Origin of the sequence: Brevibacterium sp. CCUG 69071 (genome assembly GCF_021023135.1) — a bacterium.
GTDB lineage: Bacteria > Actinomycetota > Actinomycetes > Actinomycetales > Brevibacteriaceae > Brevibacterium.
The window spans coordinates 212,485-239,484 of sequence record NZ_PGFV01000004.1; the positions used below are offsets into that span (position 1 = coordinate 212,485).

The following is a 27,000-nucleotide window of genomic DNA, read 5'->3' on the forward strand; positions in this document are numbered from 1 at the left end:
GCGTACCTCCGCAACCGCCGAGCCCGACGCTGCGCCGCTAGGCGAGGTAGCCGAACGACTTGGCGCGGCTGAGCACTTCCGCGCGGTTCGACACTCCGAACTTTCGGTAGAGAGCAGAGAGTCGGTTCTTCACAGTGCCGGTGACCTGGTGGAGTTCAATGGCGATCTCGGCGACGGTCAGTCCACGCGCCAAGAAGTCGATGAGCTGAACCTCCCCCGCGCTGAGCTGGGGCATCGACGCGATGTCCACGGAGACCGGGCCGATCGTGCGCAACCGGGTGGTGAGTTCCGCGGGCGTTGCGAAGGTCTCGGAGAATTCCGCCGCGGCTTCCGCCCACACGGGCGAGTCGGCGGTGAGATCGACGAGCAGCCTGCGGTCGACCAGGGGCAGGAGCGCGAGCGGAAGCAGCGAACTCACCCAGGAAGAGAGGCTCACTGCCATGGTGAAATCACTCCTCGCCGCGACTTCGTCGCCTTTGCGCAGCTTGGCGGCTGCTCTGATGGCAGCGAGCTCTGCGCGGCTACGCGGGCTGAGTGAGCGGTGGTAGAACCAGGTGTCGGCGCACGAGATCGCTTCGTCATTTCGTCCGGCGACGAGTTTCGAGCGAACATCGAGGACGATGCGGGCATCACAAGCAGGGGACAGCCGTTCACGATCGATCTCGGCCCACCGCAGCTGTCCGAGAGCGATGAAGACTGTGCTGCGACCGAGTGCGAGCAGATCCTTCTCCGCTTCGGACAGGGCACCGGAGTCTCGGAATCGTTCCGCGTCGTCGTTGACGAAGAGCAGACTGGATTCTGCCTCTGCGGACAGGATGGCAGAGATACGGGCTATGAGAGGCAGATAGACCCAGAGAGTCCTCATCTCAGGATAGGCAGAGAGTGCAGCGAGTTCAGAATCTGCGCGCATGAGATCGAGTCGGTCGAGGGCCCGCAGAGCCGAAGCGATGCGCATCGGCGGAGTGACAAGCTCATCGATGATGACTTCAGGCTGCGGTTCCGAATGCTCAGCACCCGAGCCCGCTTCGGAACCTGCACGCTCGATCCTCGACGGCGCACCAGACTCCGCGAGGTGCGTGTCGGCCCGTTCGTGGTCACCGCTGACCGCCGCGACGAGGGCAGTCCAGGCGATGGTCGAAGGCAGGAGGAAGTCACCGTCGACGTGCCCGGATCGGGCAGGGCCCTCGATCTCATTGAGTAGGGACAGAGCGCGCCGAGGTTCAGCCGAGTGGTGGAAAGCGATCGCGGTGAGAAGTCTGACGATGGACCGTGCACGGGCGCTGCGAGTCTTCGCAGCCGCACGTAAACCGATCTCGGCAGCCTCGCTATGACTTCCGGCATCGGCCAGTCCGATCATCGTGCGGATCGTCCCGATGACGTCGATCGGTCGGTCTGCTGCTCGCGAACCCACAAGCTCGGCCACCGTCGGGCCGTCGGCCGGTCCCCGAATGGAAAGTTGGTCCATGTCCTCACGGATTCCCGGCAGCCGTGGCCTCAGCATCCCCGGGCCGGTGTATCTCAGCACAGCAGCCCGAATCAGGTCAGGGGCCGCGTCGGCAGTGTCAGCGATGATGCTATCGGCGAGTGTCGCGAAGAAATCAAGGCCCGGCGAGGCCGCGCGGACCTTCGGTGGCAGGAAACGAAAGGCGCTGCAGGCAGTTCTGGGGGTCAGCAGGAACATCGGTGTGCCGACTGCTTCGGACACCCGAAGCAGATGAGACCAGTGTCCGCCGTGTCGAGCGAGGAGCAGCACATCACTGAGCAGTTCGGCTTCGACGGACCCGGGCGATTCCATATGCTCGACGAGCACCTCGAGAAGCGAGGCGACCATTGGGCCGGCTCCGGTTCTGACGTCAAAATCGTGGCGCAGCTTAGCCGCGATGAGAGTAGGGACTTTCAGCAGCGTCCCGCGCACTCCATCGTCGACACGGGTGACGATTCCACTGCCCTGAAGCCTGTCGATCACTCCCTCCGGGTCGTGGAAACCGGTACCGCCGAGGAGGTCGTCGGCTATTGCTGTCAGCGCCCGCAGCGCGGTCGTCTCGGACACAGCGCTGAGCTGAGCGAGCACTGCCGCCGCAGTCTTGTCGCCGGGACCGAGTGCCAGGAATAGAGGTGGGCACATCTCCGCCACCCATTCGGCAAAGGTCTCGGATTCAGGGATCACTGCAACACCGGCCGCTGTCGCAGCGCGGAGTACGGACGCTGCGAACCGTCCACGGCCGGCACATTCCACCCAGAGTCGACGACCGAGATCGGTGCCGACCGGGCCGGCGCCTGCGGACGCGAGCTCGACGATGAAGTCGTCCAGACTGCGGCGAGGATCGCGCGTCTCACCCCCAGCGATCGAGCTCATGGTCCCCCATCCTTCACCTCGGCGGATCACACCCGCGTCACGCTCGTCGACGTACACGTGAGCTCCCCTCTTACGTCCGGCTGTCATCATTCGGACAACCAGCACGCAGCTTGCTGATCTGTCCGGACTCCCAATGTGCCTGTCATCCGTCGGCACTTGTCGACCAACCGGAACGATATGCGGTCATCCGCCATTGGAGTGCGGATGCACGAAAGCTGCATCGCGATCTAGGGTTGCCCCCTCCGTACCTCCCTACTCTGAATCCATGCATACTGTTGAAAGCCTTGAAAACGCCGAGTACCAGCGGTTCCTCGAAGATTTTGAGACCGCAAGCTACCAGCAGACTCCGCAATGGGGAAACGCCCGCAGCCAGATCTGGAATTATGAGGTATTGGGTATCCGAGACAGTACCGGAGCACTGGTCGCTGCAACGCTCGTCAAGTACAAGAATCTGCCTGGGACTCGGCTGCGATTTGCATATATTCCGCAAGGCCCACTTATCGACTGGACCGCCCCAGACGCGCTTCCGCAATTGCAGGCCCTGGCTTCTCATCTGCGCGCGAAGAACATCTTCGCCCTCAGGATTGCTCCGCCGTTGACACTGCGAAGCTGGCATGCCGATACTGTGAAAAAAGGACTCGCGGATCCCGACGTTGCACGATTCGACGATCTCACCCCTGACGAAACCAATCCTGTCGGAGGTGACATCGCGCGGCAATTGGCACGACTCGGTTGGAAGGAAGTCCGCGGCAACAAGGAAGCTGAAGCCAGCCAGCCCAGATTCAATTTCCATCTTTCGCTGGAAGGCGGCTCAGAACTGGCCGTCTCGTCACGAATGTCGAAGACTTGGCGAAAGAATATCCGCAAGGCTGAGCGCGCGGGAGTGCAAGTCCACGCCGGCGAATTGGCGGATCTCGATGAAGTACTCAAAATATGCGCGGAAACAGCCGACCGCAACCATTTCAGTGCAAAACCTCGAAGCTACATGGAGTCAGTTTTGACAACGTTGACTATTGACTTCCCTGGTCGAATCTCTTTTGACATCGTCAGACACAATGGCGAGGTACTCGCTGCTGAGGCCACAGCGCAGATCGGCCGAAGGGTACAGGGCATAGTCGCCGCAACAAGCACATTCAGGCCCGAGGTGAGACCGTCAAATGCCCTCTACTGGGAACTTATTCGACGTGCCGTCGCTAACGGAGTCGAAGTCTTCGATATCGGCGGGGTCCAAAATACCTTGGACCCCGATGTTCCGTCTGCCGGCCTGGTTCACTTCAAAGCCGGCATGGGGGCCGATGCGCACGAATACATCGGCGTCTGGGATCTGCCGCTGCGGCCGCGAATCTACACCGCATTCTCTTCCCTGCTGGCGCTACGCGACCTGGCCCAAACGGATGCCACGCAAAGGGTGCGTGACCTCGTTGCCCGCCTCGGCGAAGATTCGCGCCGAAGCGTAAAAGCTGACATCTGAAAGTGACTTCATCTCAACATCACCGGTGTCACGCCTGCTTCCCATTCGTCAACCCTTGTGCAGCTGACTTTGTGGGATTTCGCCGATAGTTGGAGCGCTCGTTCCCCACGCACAAGCGCTCAGATCTGACCCGTGGTGCGGATACTCTCATATTTTGCGGAGACGACTCCAAAGCCGTATCGGCACCACTCTTCACCGATGTCAATGCCAAAGGCCCTCGCAAGATAGTAGAGAGGCACATCTGCACCAGCAAGGTGGACGAATGGATATCCACCGCCGAAACGAGGGTTGATGTCGATCACGGAAGCCTCACCGAAGTCGTCAACAAACACGTCTACGTCGATGAGCCCTGTCAGATCTGACGCCCCGGCAATCAGCTCAGAGATTCGGGCGAAGGGCGCGGGGTCGACGGTCGCGGCCTTATCCGTCTCTCCAGCCCTCATGCGGACTTTGCGGCGCGCCAGCACGCCGCTGAGCATTCCGCCGTCCGTGAGGTTCCCGATGATGTCGACACCGTATTCAGTTCCCGGGAGCTTTGGCTGCACCACAACATCATCCCGGGAACCCGGATGCCCACCTGCCGCCGGGGCTGAAAGCGCGGCTTCTGTCACTGCCTGGCGGACTTGATCCGCTGAGACCAACCTCAAGCCCGAAGACCCACTGCCGAATCTGTGTTTGACGACGAGCTCGTCGGCCTGAGCGCTCAGCCCATCAATTCCTTGGTCATCCGCGCCGCTGACGGTCGCCGGTGTCGGAACCTCGATGGCGGCGAGCATTTTCGCCATCTGCAGCTTGTCTGCGCAGCCGGCCTGCCATGCTGCCGATACTCCCGGCACCAGGACACCACTCTCCCGAAGAGAGTTCGCAAGTCCACTATTCACATGGACATGCATGAGCTCGTAATCATTCGCCGAAACGAAGATCTTGGCGTCGAATTCGGCAACCAGACTCATCAGCTCTGGACCGTAGTCTGGATCATCGTATTTCGGCAGACACCGGCCGACGTCGCCGTAGGAAGCGGAGGAGCTTGTCGGATCGTTTTCGGCAATGATCACTCGCCCGTCGATTCCAAGAGCTTCGAAAGCCTCCTGAAACCAGTCAATGAGATACAGGCGCCTCCCGGCTGAGCTGATGATGATCGCCTCTGGCTTCGCTGTCACACTGTCCTCCTCGCACTGGTCTGAGTCTCCCCGGTTGGAACGTGGGAGCTGCAGTCGGCACCCCCTTCGGTCGACACGGACCGCAGTCAGCTTCCGCTTCAATCGCGAACGAGACCACACGAGTCGGCACGCTCACCGATCACATCAATCGAATTCTGTACGGATAAGATTCGCCCAGACCGAATTCATCAACTACAAGATCTATACATCAGGACGCAGAAAGTATCTGCGAAACTGAGATTCAGATCTGCCTGAGTTAGCTTGATTCTATTTCTATCATCGGACAGCCCGGCTGCAGCATGCGGTTCTCCGCAATAATCTGTGGAACGCCCCCGCTTTCCAGTTGCTGTACGTAGACTGCTTGAATACACGACCTGAAATATAGAAGAGAGTGATTGAAGTGGCGCGGCATGGGACCCGGCAGCAGGAGCCCCGAACGCCGGCTTATGTCCTGGACTCTTCAACCCTCGAAGAATTCATCAATAGGTTTCGTCAAGCACTTTTGAATCATTGGCCGAATTCAGTACTGTCATACTCTTTCAAAACGAATGCACTGCCTTGGCTTCTGTCTTTCTTGAATACGCAAGGCGTCTGGGCAGAGGTGGTATCGGACGCCGAGTACGAACTTGCGCTGTCCTTGGGATACCGCCCAGAACGCATCGTATTCAACGGACCGGTCAAGAGTCGGCAGCGATTGCGCCAAGCGCTCGCCCAGGGGTCAGTCGTCAACCTGGATTCAAAGCGAGAGGTCAGCTGGGCCGCCGAGCTTGCAGAGGAGCAGCCCGAGCTGGCGCTTTCAGTGGGTTTGCGTGTCAATTGGAATCTCGAAGAGAGATGTCCCGGGGAGAGCACTACGTCGGGGCAGCACAGTCGTTTCGGGTTCAATTCGGAGAACGGTGAACTCGGCGCAGCGATGTCCACACTGATGTCTGCGGGGGTGCGGGTGGCCGGTCTCCATATGCATCGGAATTCGCTCACGCAGAGTTTAGGAGTGTATAAGGCGTCGGCAGAACTCGCCGCCGAGCTCATCTCCGAGTTCGACCTCGACCTCGATTGGATTGATATCGGCGGCGGGTTCTTCGGCAGTCCTGCCGGAACTCCGACGTTCGACCAATATGTGTCGACGATTCGCAGAGGGCTCGAGGGAACGGTCGACATCAATCGAACTCAATTGATCGTCGAGCCTGGCGGTTCGCTGATTGCAGTACCTGTGGAATTCCATTCACAGGTAGTCGACGTCAAAAACGTCGGAGATCACCGGTACGTTGTCACTGATGCCAGTCGTACCAATATCGATCCCCTCTTTCGGAGGCAGAGGGGGTTCGAGGTGCGAATAGACGCCACTTCTGAGGAATCGATTCCCGAACAGGTGATCTGTGGCTTCACCTGTATGGAGGACGATCGTCTGACGGTCTTGAAAGACGCACCGCAGTTGTCGGAAGGTGACCGGATCGTCTTCTACCGAGTTGGCGCCTACACGATGTCCTACCAGTCTTCCTTCATCGAATTCCCTCCAGCTGTCTTCGTCCGGAACGACGATTCGCTGAAATTGGTGAGACGGAGGGGCTCAGTGGACGATTATCTGAGCGGACACTCGTGGCTCGATGCCACGACATCGGTATCCGCCTCGGTCGCAGCTGGTTCATGACTGAACCTCAGGCAGTGCCCTGATACTCCTCGACGGCTCATGTCAGCCGTTCGCCGGCGCTGTCCCGGAGAACGGAGAATTCCTCTCTTCTCGCCGTTGTCACCCCGACTTCATAGTCCAACAGCGATGGAGCGTCGGCCAGTCCTGCCAATTCACGGACTATATAGGCGGGAACATCCGCTCCCGCGAGATGGCAGAACGGGTACCCCCCACCGAATCGCGGATTGATATCGATGATCTGCGGTAAGCCTTCGGTGTCTTCTTTGAAGTCGACATCGATCGGCCCCACCGGCTTGAGGAGGTCTCCGAGTTCGACCAGTGCCTGGGCGAACCCATTCGCCGCGACTGTTGTGGCGACATCGGTATCTCCGCCTCTCATCCGGTCTTTGCGCCGTGCAAGTGCTCCATTCAAACGGCCGGTTCCGTCAAGGGAGAACACTCCATCGACTCCGAACTCTGTTCCAGGCAATAGGTTTTGGATGATGACGGCGTCCTCGCCGCAAATTGTCGTTCTTCCGCCTGCGTCTCGTGCCGTTTTCGCCGATTCGATGACCATTTCCTGCAGAGTCTCGCCAGTGGCAATGCGAAGACCGTCTGATCCGCTTCCGAAACGATGTTTGACGATGAATCCGCCTCCCGAGTTCGCCGCCTGCGCCATGTCAGTCTCACTGCCGAGCCAGGTTGCGGGGGAAGGAAGTCCTCGATCACGCAGCCTCGCAGCCATCAGGTGTTTGTCGAGGACGAGTTTCTGCGCATCGGCGTCGAGTGCTGCGACTGTGCAGCCGCTCTTGCGCAGCTCTTCTGCCAGGCCACCGGACAACACCTGAAGCTCGTAGTCATTGAGTGAGACAAATAGGTCTGGCGATTCTCTCCGAACCCAACTCAATACCTCATTGCGATATTCTGGCGAATTGTATGCGGGCATCACCACACCACGGTCTGCCATCGACAGAGTCGGGGCTGAATCTCGATATTCGAACGCTATGACTTCGCCGTGGATTCCCTCAGATCGCAAGGCCGTCGTGAACCACTCCACATAATGTGCTCGGTGCGCGGCAGAGGCAATGACAACCTTCAGCCCGTTCGAGTTCTTCATCCGCGATCCTCCCTCGAGCGCATTTCCACATTCACGCCGACCGCTCGGACTACTGTACCGAAACAGGCAGTACTGGCTGGGCACGAAGGCCGTATCAAGTGTCGACGCATGTACACATTGCTCTTTTCAGCGAAGCTCGGGCCGAGATCGACAATCATCGCGGTACCGAGACGGTTGAGAATTTCACATATCGGGCCGCTCGACGGCGTCGGCGGCCGAAGGAATCGGCGGATGCGGATGTATGACGTCGAGGGTTTCGTTCTGCCCGATGCTGCTCGGCAGACTCGGCATTGTCCTCAGGTGTCGTCAGTGAGCGGTGGTTCCAGACTTCCCGGCGAGCGCCCCAAGTCTCTGTCTCCGATGGTGCTTCAGCCCTGCGAGGTCGAACCTTCTGTACGGATGACACTTCACTGTCAGCAAGTCGCTTCTGCTCCCCCTGCTGGAAGGAGACGAATTGAGGAATGATTCGCCGCGGAACGTAGAAAGTGACCAGCCAGAGGACGGCAAGTGCTGCAATTCGTGCGTACATTCGCACTATCCATGTGTGGAAGCCGGACCAGACAATGTCACCGACTCCACCCAATAGGGCGGCGAAGAACACCAGGAGCAGAAGGTCGCGTGGCCCCTGAGCCGAATGTCGGTAGCTGCGGATCGTCCATGAGTCGATGCGATCGAGCATCACGGCGAGAAGCGGGACCCCGATCACCAGACCCAGCGCTCCGAAATTCCACCAGAGATCGCCATAGACGGTTGCTACCGTGGAGAACCCGGATCCGTACAGCTGCGGGTCAGTCAGAGCAGCGAGCTGATAGCCGATAGCGTCGGGCATCCAGTCCGGTGCAAGCCCTTCGGGCAGAGCTGCCCGCAATGGTGACAGAAGCGATGCTCCGAGAGTCGGGAGGCCTCCGAGGTCGAAGTCGCGTATCAGAGACCCGAAGTTGCCGATGCCGACGAACATGGACGAGAGGCCAGTCTCGTTTCCGTGCTCGCCGCTCAACGAGGTTTCGTATTCCCTGCGCCATACACCTAGCACCGCAAGAATAATCGGGGCGACGAAGACTCCGATGACCTTCAGCCATTGACGGCCGTACCGGAGGAAGAAGATGTAGACAGCAGCCAGAATGAGCGCAATGGCCCGCAGCCGTCCGGTCCCCGAGATGATGGCGGTCGGATACACCAGAAGTGCACCTGCAATGGTCACGATATTCCAGGGGTTCTTCAGACCGCGCGGGCTGAGCAGAATCGCAATGCAGATGAGCAGGATTGCCGATGACCCGAATCCGTCCGACAGCACGCCTAGCCGATCTCCCAGAAGAACTGTGGCCGTGAGGGTGACGACTCCGGCGCCGAGGGCCCACCGTACGCAGCGGATCGGCAGCACCACCTCATCCGGACGCCCTGTTGTATCGGATCTCAGGCAGAGCATTCCGATCCCGATCTGCGTAAGCGTACTGCAGAATAGGGCCGTATTGAGGGAGGCCTCAGGGTGGGGGCCGACGATGAAAGACGGATCTGGGATGACGAGCAATCCGCTTATTCCGACGATTGCTGCACTCGATGCCATGAACAGTCCCGGCATAGTGATCCGATCACGACCGAGTATCACGAAAAGCGTCATGCCGTGGGCAAACGAAATTGCGGCGAAGACCCCGCTTGAATACGCGACTGCGTCGACGTCCGTAGAGAACCATATGCGAGCAGTGACGACGATCAGCGCACATGCTGCGGTCAGTGATGCCACGGATATCGGAGAATGAGTGGAGTCTGGGAAGGCACCTGTCCGAGACCCGGACGGGTTCTGCTGGGGTCGGACAGATGGTGGCACAGTCATTCACCTTCTGCGGGGCTGACCGAAATCACGATCGCGCGGAGAACCGGACTTTTGAACTTCCTCGGCGATTCACCACATTGTGCGGTTCTGTCCCTTTTCAAGTGGTTAGTCATTGCTGATCGCCCATGCCCCGGGGAACACAGATTTACGACGCAGGTCTGGACGGAGAGAGCTGTCAGAAGCTGATAAGAGGTTCTCACGGTCGGAAACTGGACGAGCCGCCGTCTGCCGGACCGCGAGCTGCTTCGAATAGATGGTCTCCGGCTCAGCGCTGTTCGCCAAAGTGCCGGGATCTTTCCGAGTCGAACGCGCGGCATAGCTGCTGCCGTAGCTCTGCGAATATGTTGTGCCTGTGGTCCGGGGCGCCCCATTGAGCACGATTCCGAGAAGGCGGGCCTGCACGAGTTGGATCTTTCGCAGCGCCTGAGTGATCTGCGTTCGACGTACAATCCCGTTGCGCGCGACAAAGACGGTTCCAGACACTCGAGTGGCCATCGCTATTGCGTCCGTCGCAGCAAGCACTGGCGCAGTGTCCAAGACAACGGCGTCGTACTGCTTAGTGGCTTCTTCGAGGAATACCGTCATCTGCTCGCTGTCCAGCAGTTCAGCCGGGTTCGGGGGTATTGGCCCGCTCGCGAGAACGGCGAGATTGGCGAGCTCCATATGTTGGACGACGTCTTTCAGCTCGGTATCCCCGATCAGCACTGTCGACAAGCCTGCGCCCCCTTCTATTCCGAGATACCGATGCACCGAGGGATCGCGTAGGTCAGCATCGACAAGAAGGACGCGGTCCCCGCCGCGGGCGAGGGCGGAAGCGAGGTTGATCGAGGTCACCGATTTTCCTTCGCCTTTCACCGAAGACGTGACGAGCAGCGATCGATTCCTGCCTCGCGGCTCGAGGAAGCGGAGATTCGACCGCAGCTCCCGGTATGGTTCAGCCTGAACGTTCTGTGACCCATGCTCTGAAACGAAGACGTGGTTCTCTCCTGCAGTTATCAGCGGGACCGTCCCGATCACCGCAGCGTCGGTGAGCTGCTCAATGTCATCTGCTTTGCGCACCTTGTTGTCCAACCGATCTCTGAGCACGGCGGCCAGCATCCCCGCAAGTATTGCGGCGATCAGACCGAGCACGAAGTTCTGTGTGAGGTTCGGCGAGGACGGCACTCCTGGCGCCGAGGCCGGAGTAACGACCGTCAGTTGAACTGTCGCCTTTCCGCTGGTGGTTTCGAGATCTGCGACCTGTTCTTGCAGGCTTTCAGCCACCGCATTCGCAAGTTTCGCCGACGCTTCGGAACCACCCGCTCTGGCGGTGATCGAGATGAGAAGAGTGTCTTCGGGGACATCTGCTGAGACCCTGTCAGCGAGCTGTCCGGCGTCGGTATCCAAGTCGAGGGATCTGATGGCGGGATCAAGCACAATAGGAGTAGTGACGAGATCCGCATAGGTGTCGATCTGCTGCCGGGCATAATCAGCCGCGGCCGAACGGTCGGTGACGGAATTTCCGGGATCGGTACGGACGAAGACGTTTGCGGACGACTCGTACACGGGGGTCTGCAGCGCCGTGACTCCAGCAACTGCAGCTATCACGACGAAGACGGTCGACAATGCGAAGACCCACCGTTCGCGGAGGATCGTCAAATAGTGCTGAACAATCATGATCACTCACTTCCTGCGCGGCAGTGTTTGGTTGACTGAGAGGTGCGAAAAAGGAGTGCTCGGCACTGCCCATATGGTTGGATATGTCCACCCAGTGAGCATCCACGATCAGTGCGCATCGAGGACCACCCCGCCGAGTCGCTCGTACGTCACTGACCGGTCGAAATGATCTTCGGCCATTCGTCTGGATCCCCGGCCGCGTTCTGCCAGTCGACGGTCATTGGCCATCTTCTTGAGGGCCTCTGCAAATGCGGCCGGAGTCGATTCGCAATTGATACCCGCTCCATACTCGGTGAGAAGATCTTGGTACTCGGCACACTGTTGAGAGTTGACTACAGGTAGTCCTGCGGCTGCATAATCGCAGACTTTGTTGATGATGCTGGCCGCCGAGTTCGCAACAATGGGATTGATGGCGATATCGCAGCCCCTCAGACGGGAGACCATCTCCGGGTATTCGAGCTTGCCGTAGAACACCACGCCCTCGTCCAGATCCCCTGCTTCTCTACGCCAACGATCTTCGAAGGGACCCGTACCCATCACGTGCAGGCGCATGCGGATGCCTTCCTTTCTCAGTTCGCGAAGAGCCCCGAACACCGCAGGCAAGTCGTAACTGTGTCCCAGAGTTCCGATATATGCGAGTTCTGCGATTCCTGCTCGTGGAGGCCGCAGAGCCGGATAGGTGTCGAATCGCTTCAAATCCGACCCGAGGTACACGGTGGAGACAGGCAAACCGTCCCTGCGTGCCGAACTCACTCGTTCCGAATATGTTTCGGAGACGGTTACCACCGCATTCGCAGCTCGGTAGATCGACTCGGCACGCCTTCGCAAGGGGATCAGAGCCTGGCGCACCATCCAGCGTGGTCGCAATACCATTTCAAAGGCCTCTGGCCATAGGTCCTGCACATCGAGGATGAATCTCACATCGTTCTTGTCCGCGAATTCGGCTGCGGCATGCGCCACTTCGAGAGATGGCATAGAACAGTAGATGACGTCCGGAACCTTCCGCTGCCGCAGGTATTCAGCAAGGTTCCGGCCAAGGGCTCGATGGCTGCGCAAACGCCCGGCAGAGACGTTGCTCCGATACGGCGGTTCATGCAGATAGGTGGTCGAGTACAACGGATTCCGTTCCACCGAAAAGTCGCGTTGTGTCTTGAACGCGTGTTGGAACGAAGACGTAACCAGCTCGACGTCTGCACCGCGCCGAACAAGAATACTCGCCAAACTGTCGAAGCGATCGTTCGGCTGTCTTCCGCCGCCTGTGTAATGGGCGATCATCAATACGTCCATGACTTCACTTCCTCGTCCGGTCCGGATATCGGTCTACGGGCTCGACGACAGCTCTTGCAGGCACTGCTGCCGTCGGTGCGATGTCTGACAAGTCCACACCGCCATCGGCTTCGGCAGCACTCGGCCCATCTGCATGCGGCTGCTTTGCTTTGTGCCTGATCACCCGTGCGAGCGTGAAGACACCGGCAGCGGCGCAGACGGCATATCCGATGATCGACCCGTAGGCTGCGCCGAACATGCCGTAGTGCGGAATCAGAGTGATGTAAGCGATGAGCGAAGCCACGGTGCCGATGATTTCGACGATTGACACCGTTCCCGGGGAATCCGCAGCGATGAGGAGGCCCTGTTGGACGCGCGTCACTCCGAAGATGACGGCGGAAACCGCCAGTGGGATGATGGCGGCCGCCGCAGGCCTATATGAGTCAGGCAGAACAAAGACGATCATGGCGTATGCTGCGACTGCAAGTACCGTGGCAGAAGCCACCAGCAACAGAACACTTCGGGCGATTATTCGAACCACCGGGAAAGAATGGGAAGAAAAGCCTTGAGACCAATTCCGCAATGAAGCGTCAACCCACTGCTGCACCGGCCAGGTAGCCATCTCGAGAACAGTGGCAACAGTGACATACAGGCCGAGTGCCGCCGAACCGCTCAAGATCGGCAGAAGCAGACGATCGGATCGGAGCATAGCTGAATTGCTGAACTCAGATGGGAGCAGCACCCAGCCGCGCCGGCGCAGTCCTCGCTTCTCTGAGCGGGTGGGCTCCAGGTGCTTCGCGGGGCGGGGTGCGACAAACAGGAGGACCAATGTCGGTACCGCGGAAACCGCATAGGCCCACATCCACACCACCGGGTCATTCGCACCGATCAGCACCAGCATTACCGCCCCCACGACGATGATCAGCTGAGTGGCGATCGCATTGACGGCAAACCATTTCCACTCACGACTGCAGACATAGGCGACGCGCAGAGCATGCACCAATGAATTGAGCGCAACATAGGCGGCAATCGCGATCACCCCCATCCACATCCATCTCGTACTGAACGGTGACAGTGCGGCGGCGATGAACGCGATGGGCAGAACGCAAAGAGTGCCGGGGGCCACCATGCGGGCAAAGACACGATATTCGGTGCCGAATCCTCCAGAACGCGAAGCGATGAAGGGCCGTTCAAGTCCCATGACCGCGAATACGGAAATGAAGTAGGCCAATTGCAGTGCAAAAGCCAGATCTCCGCGCCCCGCTGGGGTCAACACGACAGCGGCCAGCAGATTGACTGCGACTGCGCCACCCGCTGCCAAGATCTGGGCCGCCACCAATACTGCGGCGGCAAATTTCGTGCCCCTCCGCCCTTCACTGATCGACATCACTGGAGTTCTCCCATCCAGTGAACACCGGCATGGTGTCGTGGCCGTGTTTGCTGATTCCTCGCCGACCGACGACTGTGTGCACCGTCTGCAGAAGGATGGAGAAGTCGAGTCGCGGACATCTGCCGTCGACGTATTCCACGTCGATGCGGAAACGGTCTGCCCACTCAAGATCGTTGCGGCCCTTGACCTGTGCCAACCCGGTGATACCAGGACGAACCTCATGCCGTCGAGCCTGCTCAAGCGTGTAGAGATCAAGATATTCGACAATCAATGGTCGCGGACCGACAAAGCTCATATCACCGCACATAACGTTCCACAGTGAAGGGAGCTCGTCGAGGCTCGAAGCTCGTAGGAACCGGCCGAGTCGCGTCAGGCGCTGCCCGTCAGTCACACGCTCTCCGTCGGGCTCCACCATGGTCCGGAACTTCAGAATGTCGAAGACCTTTCCACCCAGCCCTGGCCGAGGCTGCCGGAAAAGCACCGGTCGACCGTGCACAGCCAGGACGACAAAGGCTACTCCGGCGATCACAGGTGACGCCAAGATGAGTCCGACGACGCTGAAGAAGATATCGGCAGTGCGTTTCACATCGTCATAAGAGGTCCGTCCGTCCGATGTGTGCACACGTCGCGTATTCATTGCCACCGGCGGTCGTTTGCCTTTCAACATCATTCCCCCTCGCCGAGGTTCAGCGCTCTTTGAAACAGAACCGATACCCCTTCGACGGCGGGGGCGAGCTGGAGGGCCGAAAGTGCATAGATATCCCGAGAACAGCCGTACGGGTCCACGACATCGTCGTGCGCCGGAAGCTTGAGATTTCGCCTCCGACTCCGACGCCGACCAGCAGCTTCGACTGCAGCACGCAGGCGGGTTGCTCGGTCGGCAGTAGAAAGTGCACCTTCAAACACAAGGTCCTCATCTCGGGTAACTGCCGCGAGACTCGAAAGCTCTCGTATTGTGAAGGTTCTGCGAACGATTCGAGGGTTGAGCTCGACGACCTCACGCCTTTGATCGCGTGTCATTGTGAGCACGAGATCAGCAGCGCCGAGCAGATCTTCGTCCACTTGCCGAGAATGTCCGGCCCGACCTTCGATGACCCCCATGAAGCCGGCGATCTCCCACACTTCTTCCGGTGTCCGGTGGCCCAGGGCTGCACGAGTGCCGGCAGAATGAACGCGAATCTCGCAGATGTCGGCGAATCGCTGAGCAAGCACGAGCTCCGCCAGGGGTGACCGGCAGAGATTGCCTGTACACACCATGAGAACAGTGAATTCTTCCGACATCAGCTCTTGACCGTTCGCCTGCAACTTACATTCTCGACCGCGGACTCAACCCGATCAGTGCTCTCCATGTCTGTGCCTTCCTAGACTGTGGAATTCGTGCGGCTGTTCTCAGCCAAAGGACGCGATTCCCATTCGGCAGCTCACAGAACGACACTGCGGCGCCCGCCAGGTGACCGAAGTCCGGAAGCGAGCTGGGTCTTACGCTAGCTTCGAAGACTTTCGCTCGACTCATTCCGGCCTTTGCCCTGCGGAGGTCCGCAGAGGGAGTGCGGATATCCACTCTCGCTATGCCGCCTCCCTGGGAAGGCCTTGAGCTGCTGCCCCAGCAGTTCGACTCTCATTGCCGTCATCGCTGGGCTCAACATCCTCGCGGGCCGAGGAACACAGCGATAGTCGCGATGACCCGCTCGACATCTGCATCGCTCATCGTCGATCCGCTCGGGAGATTGAGTCCGGAGGCGAAGATGCCTTGGGAGACTCCACCCCCGTACATCTGAGTTCCTGCGAAGACCGGCTGCAGATGCATCGGCTTCCACAGCGGCCGCGTCTCAATATCGTGCTCGGCCAACCATGCAGCGAGCTCGCCAGCATTGAATCCCGCACGACTGTCATCGACGAGGATCGCCGACAGCCAGGCATTGTCGCAGTGTTCGCTTTCATCACCGAAGAGGGTGACCCCGTCTGTCACCGCGGCGATCGAGTCGCGATAACGGCGGCGGATCTCCCGACGCCGTTCGACCAGACCATCGAGTCGCGCCAGCTGCGCCCGCCCGAGTGCAGCAAGCAAATTGCTCAGACGGTAGTTGAAGCCGATCTCTCTGTGTTCATAATGTGCCACCGGATCTCTGGCCTGAGTCGACAGATACCTGGCGTACTCAGCCAAATTCTCATCATCCGTGAGCAGAGCTCCTCCACCCGAGGTGGTCATGATCTTGTTCCCGTTGAAGGACACCACCGCACCCTCGCCGAGGCTGCCGCAGGCTTGGTCGCGATAGCGAGATCCCAGCGATTCCGCGGCATCGACAAGTACCGGAACTTCGAATTCGGCAGCGATCGGAAGAATCCGATCATAGTCCGCAGGCCGACCCAACAGGTCGACAGGGACGATTGCCGCAGGCCTCGTTCCGCTCACGATCGAGTCTTTCAGTGCCCGATGGAGCTGAATCGGATCCATGTTCCCGTCGTCGACACAGTCGACGAACACCGGTTCGGCCCCGCAGTAGGTGATGGCATTCGCCGTCGCTGCGAACGTCATTGTCGAAGTGATCACCCGGTCTCCCGGTTTCACGCCGAGGCCCAGCAGACCGAGATGCAGAGCGGCCGTACCCGAAGAAAGTCCGACCGCGTATGCGACTCCGACCTTTTCTGCCAGTTCCTTCTCAAAGGCTTCGAGGTCGGGGCCGACGGGAGCGATCCATCCGCTTCGGAAAGCACGGAGCAGGTATTCTTCCTCGAGATCTCCGACGTCTGGTCCCGACAGCAGAATTCTCCTCGTAGTCGGGATGATCTGAGTCGTAGCTGCCACCTGAAGCTTCGTCGGCGACGCGTCCGAAATCGTCATGGCCGAACCTCGTCCGCAACCAGTCGGACAGGCGCCGGCAGAGTAGCGGATCCGCCGACGGGTTCTCGGCGACCTGTTTGCTGGTCGGCTCCGGCTTGAGGACGGCAGCTCCGATCGCAGAAGTCGTCGATGACGCTCCGCTCGGCCATGACGATCGGCAGATCGGCAGGAGCGAGCTCCGGCGCCTCAACGCGGCTGATCTTGTCGTGGATGCGAATGACGGTGCCCTCATAGTCGCCGAATAGCTCCTCGTCGAGCTTCTCGCCCTCACGTAGCCCTGTATAGACGATCTCGGTATTCTGATTCGACATCGCAACAAGACTCCGCGCGATGTCGACGATTCGCACCGGCTCTCCCATGTCGAGAACCATGACGTAGCCGCCTTCGCCGATCGTGGCCGCCTGCAGCACGAGCTGGCAAGCTTCCGGGATCGTCATGAAGAATCGTCGGACGTCCGGGTCGGTGACTGTGATCGGGCCGCCCTGTCGGATCTGTTCCTGGAACGACAGGAGCACCGATCCACGTGAACCCAGAACATTGCCGAAGCGAACCGAGAGGTAGGTGCCGGGCGACTTCGCCGCGAATCCGCTGACGAGCCTTTCGGCGATCCGCTTGCTCCGGCCGAGTTCGCTCGTCGGCGCGGCGGCTTTGTCCGTCGAGATGTTGACAAAGGTTTCGACTCCGACCGCGCGTGCGGCTTCGAGAACATTGAGGGTGCCGTGGACATTCGTCTTCCACGCCTCCTCGGGGAACCGCTGCAGCATCGGCAGATGTTTGAGCGCCGCCGCGTGGAAGACGATCTGCGGCTTCGCTTCGGCGAAGATATGGTCGAGGGCGCTTCTGTCGCGGATATCGGCGAGCACCGTGTTCGGCGACATGAGCAGCGCCGAACCGTAGAGCGTGAGTTCGACTCCATGCAGAGCCGTCTCATCCCGATCGAGCATGACGAGGCATTCAGGGTGGAGAGCGAAGAGCTGTCGGCAGAGCTCGCTGCCGATCGAACCCCCTGCACCGGTGACGAGCACTCGTTTGCCGGCTACCTTCTCGGCGATCTCTGCCAGATCGGTGTGCACCGGCGCCCGGCCGATGAGGTCCTCGACCTTGATATCGCGAATATCGCCGATCTCGACCTTTCGATTGACCATCTCCGCCAGTGGCGGGATCGTCCTCAGCCATTTTCCTGTCGGTTGCAGACGATCACGACAGGTCTGGAGGAAATCGGCTTCGGAGTCGGCGATCGCGACGATGACGCCGGAGACATTGAGCCATCCGGCCACCTCGGCGATGTCCTCACTCGTCCCACGAACACGGACCCCGTGGATACTCAGGTGACGTTTGTGCGGGTCGTCGTCGATGAGCCCGACGGGAAGATATGCGCCATCGGAATCAGAGAGCATCTGCCGAATGAGGGACTCGGCTGCGGCACCTGCGCCGACGACGAGCACTCGTTCACCCCGCAGAGGACGCGTAGCGAGCTGATGGGACCATCGGATGAGGTAGCGGCTGCCGGTCATGAAAATGACTGCGGAGAACACAGCGAGCAGAACGAACGGGGAATCACCCAAGGTGACAGCCATCAAAGCGCACGCGATGATCAGGGCGATGATCGCGATGCCGCCGTATTCGGCGAAGCTGCCGTAGTGGTAGCGGCTGCGGTAGAGACCGATGAGCAGACCGAGGAGGATCTGCAGGACCACTGCCGCCGTCAGCGCAGATCCCAGCTCGATCCCGCTGACGGCACCAGTCCCCATAACGGCCGAGGAAAGCAGGCCTGCAACGGCCCATGCAGCAACGTCGAAGGCCACCTGGATTCTGGTCTTGCCCCTCCAGATCTTCATCGTCATCCGCGCCGACCAAGTCGTCCCGGAAGCCGCCAGGTCCAGCGGGGCTGAACTCACAGTACCTGTAGGGGTGAATGGATTCGGCTGTTCTGACATGGTCATCGTGGTCTCTCCCCTGCTCGGCTGTTCCGGCTCGATCATTGCGGCTGCCGGGCATCGTCCGTGTCTGTCGTCGATGCAGCGATTCCGCCTTCGGAACGCGTCGCCTTCACGCTATGAGGAGTCTTCGACCGTTCAGCCGGTTGCGGCAGAGAGACTGCGGTCATCCGCCGCGGCAGTGCGGAGTGCCGCGGCGAACCTCGGGCGGAGTAGGCACGACGATAGCCACCGATGTCTCGGAGGTACCGCGTGCGCCCGGATCAGACGGCGGCGAGGCGGGGGTTGCCGGCCAGACGAGAGACGAGTTCCGTCCGCGAACCGACGTCGAGCTTGCGATAGACGGCGGTGAGGCGGAGTTCGACAGTGCGCAGCGAGACGAAGACACGTTCGGCGATCTCTCGATTCTTCAGTCCCGCACGGACCAGTTCGACGACCTTGAGCTCCTCATCGCTGAGTTCGCCCAGTCGGGGCAGATCGGTCAGTGTCGTCGCGGGCTCGGGACTGTCGCTGCGCTCGGCGAGGAATCGTTCGGCAAGTCGTTCGGCGCCGACTTCACGCAACAGGGCAGCCGCAGCGAGCTCCTGTTCGTGAGCCTTCCGTCCGGAACCGTTGTCGGCGAGGCGAGCCGCGTATGCCGCATGCGTGCGCGCCTTCTCGTAGACAAACTCGAGCGAGTTCGCTCGACGCAGAGCGCGCCCGAACAGCTCGTCACAGGTTGATCCGGCGGACAACAGGGCCTCACACCTGCCCACGATCTGTTCGGCCCAGCGGGAAGGGGAGCGCTCCGCACGCTTGCGCAGCTGGCTGAGCAGAAGCGTCGCGTGTTCCCGGCGGCCCAGGGACACCAGCGCTTCGATGAGGTCTCCCTCAAACCGGCGCACTGTGGGATTGACCTCGGCACCGGAGAGCTCTTCGCAGCGGTGCAGATGTCTGACGGCCTCGGCCGGGCAGCCGACGTGCAGAAGGTACCGCCCCTGGACGGCGTTGAGTTCGGCGAGCAGTCGACGGTTACCGGTCGCTGAGGCGAGTCTCGCCGTCTCCTCTTCTACCGGTTCGGCATCGCCGGCGCGCCCGGTCATGAGCAGCTGCCAGCAACGTAGAACGAGCAGACGGTCCTGCCGGATGGCTGCAGAGCCGCGGCGCACACCGGCGTCTGCATCGGCACTGATCCGCGCGATGAGATCGAGCGCCTGTCCGATCCGCCCCTGCCGGATCTCCATTTCGGCTTGCAGACAGTCAGCTTGCCGTCGCCAGATCGTCGCCGGCCCATGGACCTCGCGCAGCTGGTCGAGCACCGCCGCAGCGAGCTCGTGGTGTTCGGTGAGCATCAGCCCGGAGGCGACGGCGAGCACGAAGCGCGGTTCCAAATCGCTCTGGCCCTTCTGCACTTCGGTGAATCCGGCGAGCGCGGATGCGTCGACTCCGCGGTGACTGTCGAGTTGAATCCGCACTGCTGCCGACAGCTGACGTTCTCCCTGCCCCAGGCGTGCATCCGCCGCTTCGGCGAGCTGGACGAGATCCTGTGCCTGGTCGTACTCGCCACGCTCGCAGTGGCCGAGAGCCAGATTCAGCTGCAGCCGGGCCACTTCGGCAGGTGCCTCTTCTGTCTCCCGCCTGCTCCAGCGGCTGAGCAGCGGCGATGGCAGCACCTGCGTACTCAGGAACGCGATCCGAGTGTCAAGCGTTCGGGTCCGGACGACCACACCGGCATGCATCGACTGCGAGGTCATCCGGGCATAGCGAGTCGCGAAGACGAACTCTCCGCGAGCTGTCAACGATTCGGCGATGTCGAGCAGAGGTTCGTGCAGCCCGTCGAGATCGGCGCAGACCCGAATCGCACGCTCGGCGAATTCGACACCGCCGGAGACGAACCCGCGCCGAATCAGTCCTGCAGCGTGCGCGGCCAGCCGGACCGGAGTCTCCTCGCCGGGGTCGACGAAAGAGGTGTGCCAGGCCTCGAGCTGCGGCCATATTCCGGCGCAATCGCGTGCCAGTCGCGTATGCAGCGTTCGTCTCTCGCGGGAATCCATCGACTGCTGTGCCGAGGCGCGGACGAGGCCATGCGGGATGCACAGGAACGCACCTCGGCGTTCGATCGCACCACGGGATTCCAGCTCGTCCACGGATTCCCAGAATCCCGGCATGCGATCGGCCAGTGGGCGAACCGGGGTCAGCGGAGCCAACGACAGGGACCTGAGGATAGCTTCGGATTCGTCTCCCAGTTCTCCGACGAGCTCTGTGACCATGCCGCGGCTGGCCGGTCCGACTCGGACCGGCAGCGACAGCGCGATCTCTCCCCGCATCTCGCTCGGCGCCATCTCCTCGATGATGTGGCGCAGCGCGGACGGCCGACCGGCGGCAGCTCGAGCGGCGACAAGGGCCGCTTCCTCGGAGATCGCCGTGTGCCCGTGCCGGGAGGCGGCCAGTTCCCGCGCGAGCTCGGTGAGCTCGACGATGCTCAGATCCTGCATCGCGATCTCCCGCAGCGCGGCCAACGGGCTTCCGTCGGGCAGCGATCGAGCGGTGATGACGGTGCTCAGTCGGACGGATCGCCGACGACGGAGGATCTGACCGATCACTCTCTGCGACGCAGGGTCCAGTTCGTCTGCGTTGGGGATGAGGAGGAGAGTGTTGTCCCCGACCGGCGCCGAGTGGAATGCCGCGGCGGCTCGGGGCCCGATGTCGGTTCTCGGATCCTCAGTGATCGAGGCGCCGTCATCGAGGGCGCCGAGGGCCGTGAGCAGGCCGTCGACGCCGGAGTAGGCGGTGTCTGCGTCGAGCGGACTGGAGGCGACTCTGATGACCGTTCCCTCCCATCCCGACTCGAGGGCGCGCAGCAGCGATCGTCGACCGGACCCGAGGCCGCCGGTGAGTGCCACGGCTCGGTGAGTCGCGAGCTGGGAGCGGAGATCAGCGAGTTCTCTGCGGCGGATCACCGGGAGCATCGGCCGATCCCTTCTGCTCGGGCGTCCTCTGTCGATAGGAAGGGGGAGGTGCACGGGGAGTGGAACGAAGCGACAAGCCGGTACGGCCGGAGATTGATGTCCATACCCCGATCTTCGTCGGCCCCGGGTGTGCCGCACTAGGTGGACGATACGGGAGTCCGGATCCGGTCACTACTCAGTCACCGCCGGGTAACTGCGGGAGTCTCTCGTTGAATACTCACCCGTGCCCGCAGTCCCGCAGTTGCGGCTACTCGCACCCGCAACACGTGTCTGGATGAAGGCACGAGTGCTCGGTCGCGTCAGCGTTGCGCTGATCCTACGCGCGCAGCCGCCCTTCGGTATCCCGCATGGCTTTGGCACCCTGCATCGCCTCGGCGACCTGTTCGCGGCGGGTGACTCCGAGCTTGCGGAACAGTCGGTAGGTGTGGCCTTCGACAGTGCGCACGCGCACTCCCAGCTCATGGGCGATCTCTGCGTTCGTCAGACCGCTGATGATGAGAGTGCTGATCTGTCGTTCACGGGTGGTGAGTTCGACGCCTTCCACACTCGGGTCCCGGCTCACCGCCCCCTGTGCCCGGTAGCGTGCGGACAGACCGGTACATCTCCCGGCAAGATCGGGCATCGAAGGTCCGTATGCATCGGCGATCGCCAGCAGTGCGGTGCTGTCCCTGTCCAGTAATGCCGCGCCGAGGCGGCCGACGAGTTCGAATTCTCGGCCGGTTCCCTGTGTCGCCGCAGCACACAGGGCCTCAGGATCGATTTCGTCGAAGTGACGGAAGAGCAGCAACCGGATCAGCACCACGATCGCGGCGGCGCCGTCGGCTTCGGCTTCCTCGAGCATCGTCCGCAGTTCCCCTGCATACCGGGGATCAGAGGTCCGAATCCCTCGTGCGGCAGTGCGCAGCACGAGAGCTCTGCGATAGTCGTGGTAGAGACCGGTCAGCGGGAGTTCATCGAATCGGGCGTGGAGATCGTCGGCTTCCTCCGCAGACCCGACGCGCACCACCGCGTACTCGGCTTCGGCCAAGGCGATGGCCAGCTGTGCCGACTGGTTCCAGTAGTCGAGTCCTTCGATGGCGGCGTGCAGAGCCTGCATCGCCTCGCGCAGATCACCTTCGAGCAGATGGACCTGGGCCCAGAGGAGGTCGATCGGTCCCGACCGTGCCGCGAGGAATGCGATGTCATGGGTAGGCAGGCAGGTCAGCAGTGCCTTCGCCTCGGCGATGCGTCCCAGCTGGAGCAGCGCTCTGACCCTGAGCACGGTCAGATGCAGGACTCCCGAGCTCTCCGTTCGGTACTCAGCTCGGACGGTCTCGAGCAGGGCCAATGCCTCGAGGGTGAGTCCCGAGTCGAGCATGTCCGTGGCGTGAAGGAGCGTATCGAGGAGGTGGACCGTGGTCGGCAGGGCCTTGACCTGCGAGAGATCCCCGAGGATGCGTCTGTCGATCCTGCGCCCGTCGATCATCGCCGCCGAGACTTCGTCGATGAGCTCAAGGCCGAACTCGGCTCCTGCCCCGGAGTTCGGGTGCGCGTCTCCCTTCTCTGCCAGCCGTTCGAGTGCCGTGCGGAAGTCCGCAAGAGTCAGCGCCGGGGACGAGTATCCGAAGTCACGGTTCATCCATATCACCAGAGAATCGATGACGAGCTGGGCACAGCAGGCAGTCCGCACGCTGTGGGCGAGGATGTCGAGTCCGAGCGGGATCTTGTTGCAGCCGCAGTAGAGTCGGGCGATCTCGAAGAGGTCATGGGGCTCCATCGTCTCCAGCGGTACCTCCGCCAGCAGTCTCATCGCCCGGTGCCAGTCCCCGAAGCCGGTCGCCGTCCGCGACGCTTCGATCAGACGGCCCACATCGACCCCGATTCCGCAGAGCATGCCCCATTCCGCCCTGATCACCCGTGCCCAGTCCGAGGGGGAGTCGCCGCAGGCGGCGATGAATTCGTACCATTCCCGGCTCCGCCCCACCGGGGTGGTGTAGCGGATCGTGTCCGAAGCGTGGTTCTCCACGGCCGCATACCGGCGCTTCCGTCCCGTCTCGATCTGCAGCTCGCCGGTCACGACCAGCGCGTCCGCTGCCTCCCCCAGCCCCGCCTCGAGCAGGGTGTCGAGTTGCACCTCACCGGCGAGGACGACCAGTTCGAGTACCTCCCTTTCCTTCGCCGAATAGTCGAACACCTCGATCCTCGTGTAGTCGCGAGCACGTTCGTCGTAGTCGATGTCGAGCCCGTCGAGAAGCCAGACTCCCCTGCGCCGGAGGAAGCGTTGACGGCGCGAAGTGTATTCGAGCAGTTCGATGGCCTTTCCGGGATTCCGCCCGGAGTGGAAGTCGACGATGTCGACGACACCTTGTGAGACGATTCCGCCCAGAGCGTGCTCGATCATGGTCCGGTAGTCGTTCCGGGGAAGGACATCAAGGACGAGGTGATCGAGAATGCGGTCTTCGACGAGGATCGAGAACGGCAGCCGACCGCCCTTGGCGCTGGTTCGGGAGAGGACAACGAGTCTGATCGAACCCGCACTGGCCAGCTCAGCAAGCACGCCTTGGGAACGCGCGTCGATGAGATGGGCGTCGTCGGCGAAGACGACCCGTGGTTTCCTCGATGAGGTGAGCGTGCTGACGATGCGGGCAAGGAGCGTATCGGGGTCGTCAGCGAGGTCGACGAGAAGGCCGAAGACGCCGAATTCGACGCTCTGATGGATCCGATCTCCGCGAATCCAGAGCGCGTCATCCGCACGTTCCCGAAAAACCGTTGTCGCCAGGAGGGTCTTGCCGACGCCGATCTCGCCTTCGATGAGGATGCCCGAACTCTCCGACCGGTGCAGAGAGTCGCGGATCAATTCGAGCTCGGTCTCCCGTCCGAAGATCCGCGGCACGGCCGATGCCTCGTTCAATTGGATCGCCACGCCGTCACCACTTCTCGCAGCTCCTGTCTGTTGCCGACGTGGAGGCGCCGGTAGATGCGGCCGAGATGCCATTCGACTGTCCGCTTCGACAGGTGCAGCTCTGCTCCGAGCTGCGCGCTCGAACGGCTGTCGATGATCCCGTCGACGAGTGCAATCTCGAGTTCGCTCAGCGTGTCCTGGACACGGGTGCTGTCTCCGTTGAAGTCGATCACTCGTTGGCTGCGGCCATAGAGGAGCCGCGCTTCTTTGGCCGCGGTCGCGTTGCCTTCAGCGATCGCCCGGTCACGCGCTGCGGAAGCCAGTTGGGAGCAGAGCACGGTGGCGCCGAATGCCTGTGCCTCACGTGCCGCGGTGACGAGCGTCTCGAGGGTGTCGCCGTCGAATGCCTCGGCCGCAGATCTGAGAAGCCGGCCGAGGGAGCCTTCGACCTGCGCGGCGGCAGAAGGAAGCGCGGAGATGGACTGCGGGTGGCCGAGCCTGGCTGCCTCGAGCCAGGCCAGTGCGGTGAGTGTGTGCGCTCCGCGCTCCTCCACTGCGGCCCCGAGCTCGTACAGTTCGGCGGCGGCGACCGCGGGCGAGGTGTGCGCGAGTGCCTGGAGGTCGAACAGTCTGGCCTCGAACGAGGCCCACCAGGAATGCTGGCTGGCGTCTGTCGGCTCCATCCCGGCGATCGAGACGATGTCGGAAGCACGTTCGGCCAAGACGGCGGCCAGGCTCTGCGCCGATCGGGCGACGCCCGAGAGGTCGACGGCATCCGCGGTGTCGTCCATGAGACGCAGTTCTCCGAGGGCTCTGAGCGCATCGGCAATGCGCCCAGTCCGGAGGTCGACGAGTGCCGTCGTCAGCTGGGTCAGGCGTCTGCTCGAGGTCAGGCCGATGAGTGCAGTCTTCGCTCGGGACCAGGATCCCGCGATGTAATAGGCCGCGAAGAACTGTGGGACCGCATCTTCACGTTCGAACGCCCCCGGACCAGGCAGCTCGAACATCAGCCGCGCCTGTTCGATGTAGCCCAAGCCGACGTCGATTCGGCCCGCCATCACCTCGGCGACCCCGAGGAATGTGCATGCCCGCAGCCGATGCCGCGCCGAACACTCGTGGTTCCGATAGACGGTCTCTGCGAGGGCACAGGCTGCGGAGAGTCTGCCGCCTTTGAGCTCGAACCGGGCCCGGGTGGCATCGAGACGACCGAGGTCGGACGGCAGAGAGAGTCGATCGCGCGCCCAGTCCAGTCGGAGACACTCCGGGTGTCGCGGATCGGTCAGCCGCACCTCCATCGATGCCAGACGGGACAGATATTCGTCTCCGGCCGACTCCGGATCCGCACATACCTTCGCGATGAGCGGATCGATCAGCTCCCTCGCCTCCCGCAGTCGCCCGACTCCCCATTCGCAGCGAGCGAGTTCGAGGTCGAGCGCGTCTCCTCGGTACCCGCTCGTCCGGATGATCTCAGCGGCAGCGAGGTAACGTCCCTGCGCGTTCGCCCATGCCGCCGCGGCAAGGATCTGCTCGGGTGCGGGCACCCGCCCCACGGCGAGGGACCAGCTGGTGTGACCGAACAGCGACCGGTCTCTCAGTCCCGAAGGATCGATCCGGGAGTCGAAGCGGGAGAGAAGTTCGAGGCTGCGTGAGGGCGGAATCGCAGTGCGAACGTTCTCCGCGGTGACGGGCTCGCGCATGCTCACCTCGGCTCCTCGTCCCTTGGAGATCGATACGAGGCCGATCTCGGCCAGGGAGTCGAGGGTTGCCGCATCGGTGAGTCGGACGAGGATGTCGTAGGGCACAGACTCGGTCAGCGAAATCGTCTCGACGAGTTTCCGGCTGCGGTCATCCGCTCGAGCGATTGCGCTCTCGGCGCTGCTCGTCCGGCGATGGCCATAAAGCAGCCGCTCAAGCAGACGGGGGTTGCCGTGCGCGAGCCCGCAGAGTTCTGAGACCGAACGCGTCTCGGATTCCATGAGACCGATGCTCGTGATCATCGAGGTGGCGGCTTCCTCGTCGATGCCGTCCAGATCGACCCTGACCACATGTCCTGCTATCCACAGGCTGACGATGAGGTCGATCGGCGGCCGGGCGGATTCGGCTGCGATGAGGAGGCGGATCCGGCGCGCATCGGCCAGCTGGGCGAGGACGGCCAGAGAGTGGTCGTCAACGAGGTCGGCGTTGTCAACGACGACGAGTGCTTCTGCCCCGGTGGCACGGCGGGAGAAGAGTTCGCCGAGGACTGACAACGACCGACCTGGCGCGATGTCGGTGCCGATCCCCGCTTGGGAGAGGATGATCTCGAAGATCCCGAGATTCCTCGTGCGAGCCCCCTCGGAACCACGCAGTCGGGTGACCGACAGGCTCGGGTCGAGGCGCGAGAGCGCTGCGTTGGCGACCGTCGTCTTCCCGACACCGGCCGGACCGACGATGAGCACTCCGCAGCATTCGTCACCGGAGAGTGATTCGACGACCACGGCGAGTTCGGACGCGTATCCGAACATGCGACGAGACGGCG

The 27,000-nt window shown here is 61.7% G+C and carries 16 protein-coding genes; 2 read left to right on the forward strand and 14 right to left on the reverse strand.

Annotated features, from left to right (window positions below; translation table 11 throughout):
• Positions 1–37 precede the first annotated feature (37 nt).
• On the reverse strand, positions 38–2,356 hold the full coding sequence (locus CV023_RS12590) for a helix-turn-helix domain-containing protein (protein ID WP_230746112.1): 2,319 nt from the start codon (positions 2,354–2,356) through the stop codon (positions 38–40).
• 265 nt (positions 2,357–2,621) lie between these two features.
• Here CV023_RS12590 and CV023_RS12595 point away from each other — a divergent pair, with 265 nt between their 5' ends.
• Positions 2,622–3,827, forward strand: a complete 1,206-nt coding sequence (locus tag CV023_RS12595) for a lipid II:glycine glycyltransferase FemX (RefSeq protein ID WP_230746113.1) — start codon at positions 2,622–2,624, stop codon at positions 3,825–3,827.
• A 119-nt stretch (positions 3,828–3,946) separates the two neighbouring features.
• Here CV023_RS12595 and CV023_RS12600 read toward each other — a convergent pair whose 3' ends face one another.
• A complete protein-coding gene (locus CV023_RS12600) occupies positions 3,947–4,987 on the reverse strand; it encodes an ATP-grasp domain-containing protein (RefSeq protein ID WP_230746114.1) in 1,041 nt (346 codons plus the stop codon).
• A 400-nt stretch (positions 4,988–5,387) separates the two neighbouring features.
• Here CV023_RS12600 and CV023_RS12605 point away from each other — a divergent pair, with 400 nt between their 5' ends.
• The gene (locus tag CV023_RS12605) at positions 5,388–6,635 is read left to right on the forward strand and encodes a hypothetical protein (protein WP_230746558.1); all 1,248 of its coding nucleotides are present in this window, start codon (positions 5,388–5,390) and stop codon (positions 6,633–6,635) included.
• A 37-nt stretch (positions 6,636–6,672) separates the two neighbouring features.
• On the opposite strand, the gene CV023_RS12610 is transcribed toward CV023_RS12605, so the two are convergent.
• From CV023_RS12610 to CV023_RS12665, 12 genes are all read right to left on the reverse strand, one after another.
• Positions 6,673–7,731: an ATP-grasp domain-containing protein gene (locus tag CV023_RS12610; protein ID WP_230746115.1), complete on the reverse strand. Its 1,059-nt coding sequence runs from the start codon at positions 7,729–7,731 to the stop codon at positions 6,673–6,675.
• A gap of 154 nt (positions 7,732–7,885) precedes the next feature.
• Positions 7,886–9,472, reverse strand: a complete 1,587-nt coding sequence (locus CV023_RS12615; RefSeq protein ID WP_230746117.1) for an O-antigen polymerase — start codon at positions 9,470–9,472, stop codon at positions 7,886–7,888.
• A 195-nt stretch (positions 9,473–9,667) separates the two neighbouring features.
• Positions 9,668–11,218 carry a polysaccharide biosynthesis tyrosine autokinase gene (locus tag CV023_RS12620; protein WP_230746119.1) on the reverse strand — a complete coding sequence of 517 codons (1,551 nt, stop codon included), beginning with the start codon at positions 11,216–11,218 and terminating at the stop codon, positions 9,668–9,670.
• Between the two features lie 108 nt (positions 11,219–11,326).
• Positions 11,327–12,505 carry a glycosyltransferase family 4 protein gene (locus CV023_RS12625; protein WP_230746120.1) on the reverse strand — a complete coding sequence of 393 codons (1,179 nt, stop codon included), beginning with the start codon at positions 12,503–12,505 and terminating at the stop codon, positions 11,327–11,329.
• 4 nt (positions 12,506–12,509) lie between these two features.
• Positions 12,510–13,871 (reverse strand): lipopolysaccharide biosynthesis protein, encoded by a 1,362-nt coding sequence (locus CV023_RS12630; protein ID WP_230746121.1) that lies wholly within the window; start codon positions 13,869–13,871, stop codon positions 12,510–12,512.
• Entirely contained in the window at positions 13,858–14,460 is a 603-nt protein-coding gene (locus CV023_RS12635) for a sugar transferase (protein ID WP_284934599.1), read from the reverse strand. The genes CV023_RS12630 and CV023_RS12635 overlap by 14 nt, the downstream gene beginning before the upstream one ends.
• Before the next feature lie 80 nt (positions 14,461–14,540).
• Positions 14,541–15,155 carry an arsenate reductase/protein-tyrosine-phosphatase family protein gene (locus CV023_RS12640; RefSeq protein WP_230746122.1) on the reverse strand — a complete coding sequence of 205 codons (615 nt, stop codon included), beginning with the start codon at positions 15,153–15,155 and terminating at the stop codon, positions 14,541–14,543.
• Positions 15,156–15,513: 358 nt separating this feature from the next.
• Positions 15,514–16,716, reverse strand: a complete 1,203-nt coding sequence (locus tag CV023_RS12645) for a DegT/DnrJ/EryC1/StrS family aminotransferase (protein ID WP_230746123.1) — start codon at positions 16,714–16,716, stop codon at positions 15,514–15,516.
• Positions 16,713–18,554 carry a nucleoside-diphosphate sugar epimerase/dehydratase gene (locus CV023_RS12650; protein ID WP_230746124.1) on the reverse strand — a complete coding sequence of 614 codons (1,842 nt, stop codon included), beginning with the start codon at positions 18,552–18,554 and terminating at the stop codon, positions 16,713–16,715. Before CV023_RS12650 ends, CV023_RS12645 begins: the two co-directional genes overlap by 4 nt.
• Before the next feature lie 362 nt (positions 18,555–18,916).
• Entirely contained in the window at positions 18,917–21,601 is a 2,685-nt protein-coding gene (locus tag CV023_RS12655) for a helix-turn-helix transcriptional regulator (RefSeq protein ID WP_230746125.1), read from the reverse strand.
• Between the two features lie 316 nt (positions 21,602–21,917).
• Positions 21,918–24,503: a helix-turn-helix transcriptional regulator gene (locus tag CV023_RS12660; RefSeq protein ID WP_230746126.1), complete on the reverse strand. Its 2,586-nt coding sequence runs from the start codon at positions 24,501–24,503 to the stop codon at positions 21,918–21,920.
• Positions 24,488–26,986, reverse strand: a complete 2,499-nt coding sequence (locus tag CV023_RS12665) for a LuxR C-terminal-related transcriptional regulator (protein WP_230746127.1) — start codon at positions 26,984–26,986, stop codon at positions 24,488–24,490. The genes CV023_RS12660 and CV023_RS12665 overlap by 16 nt, the downstream gene beginning before the upstream one ends.
• Positions 26,987–27,000 lie beyond the last annotated feature (14 nt).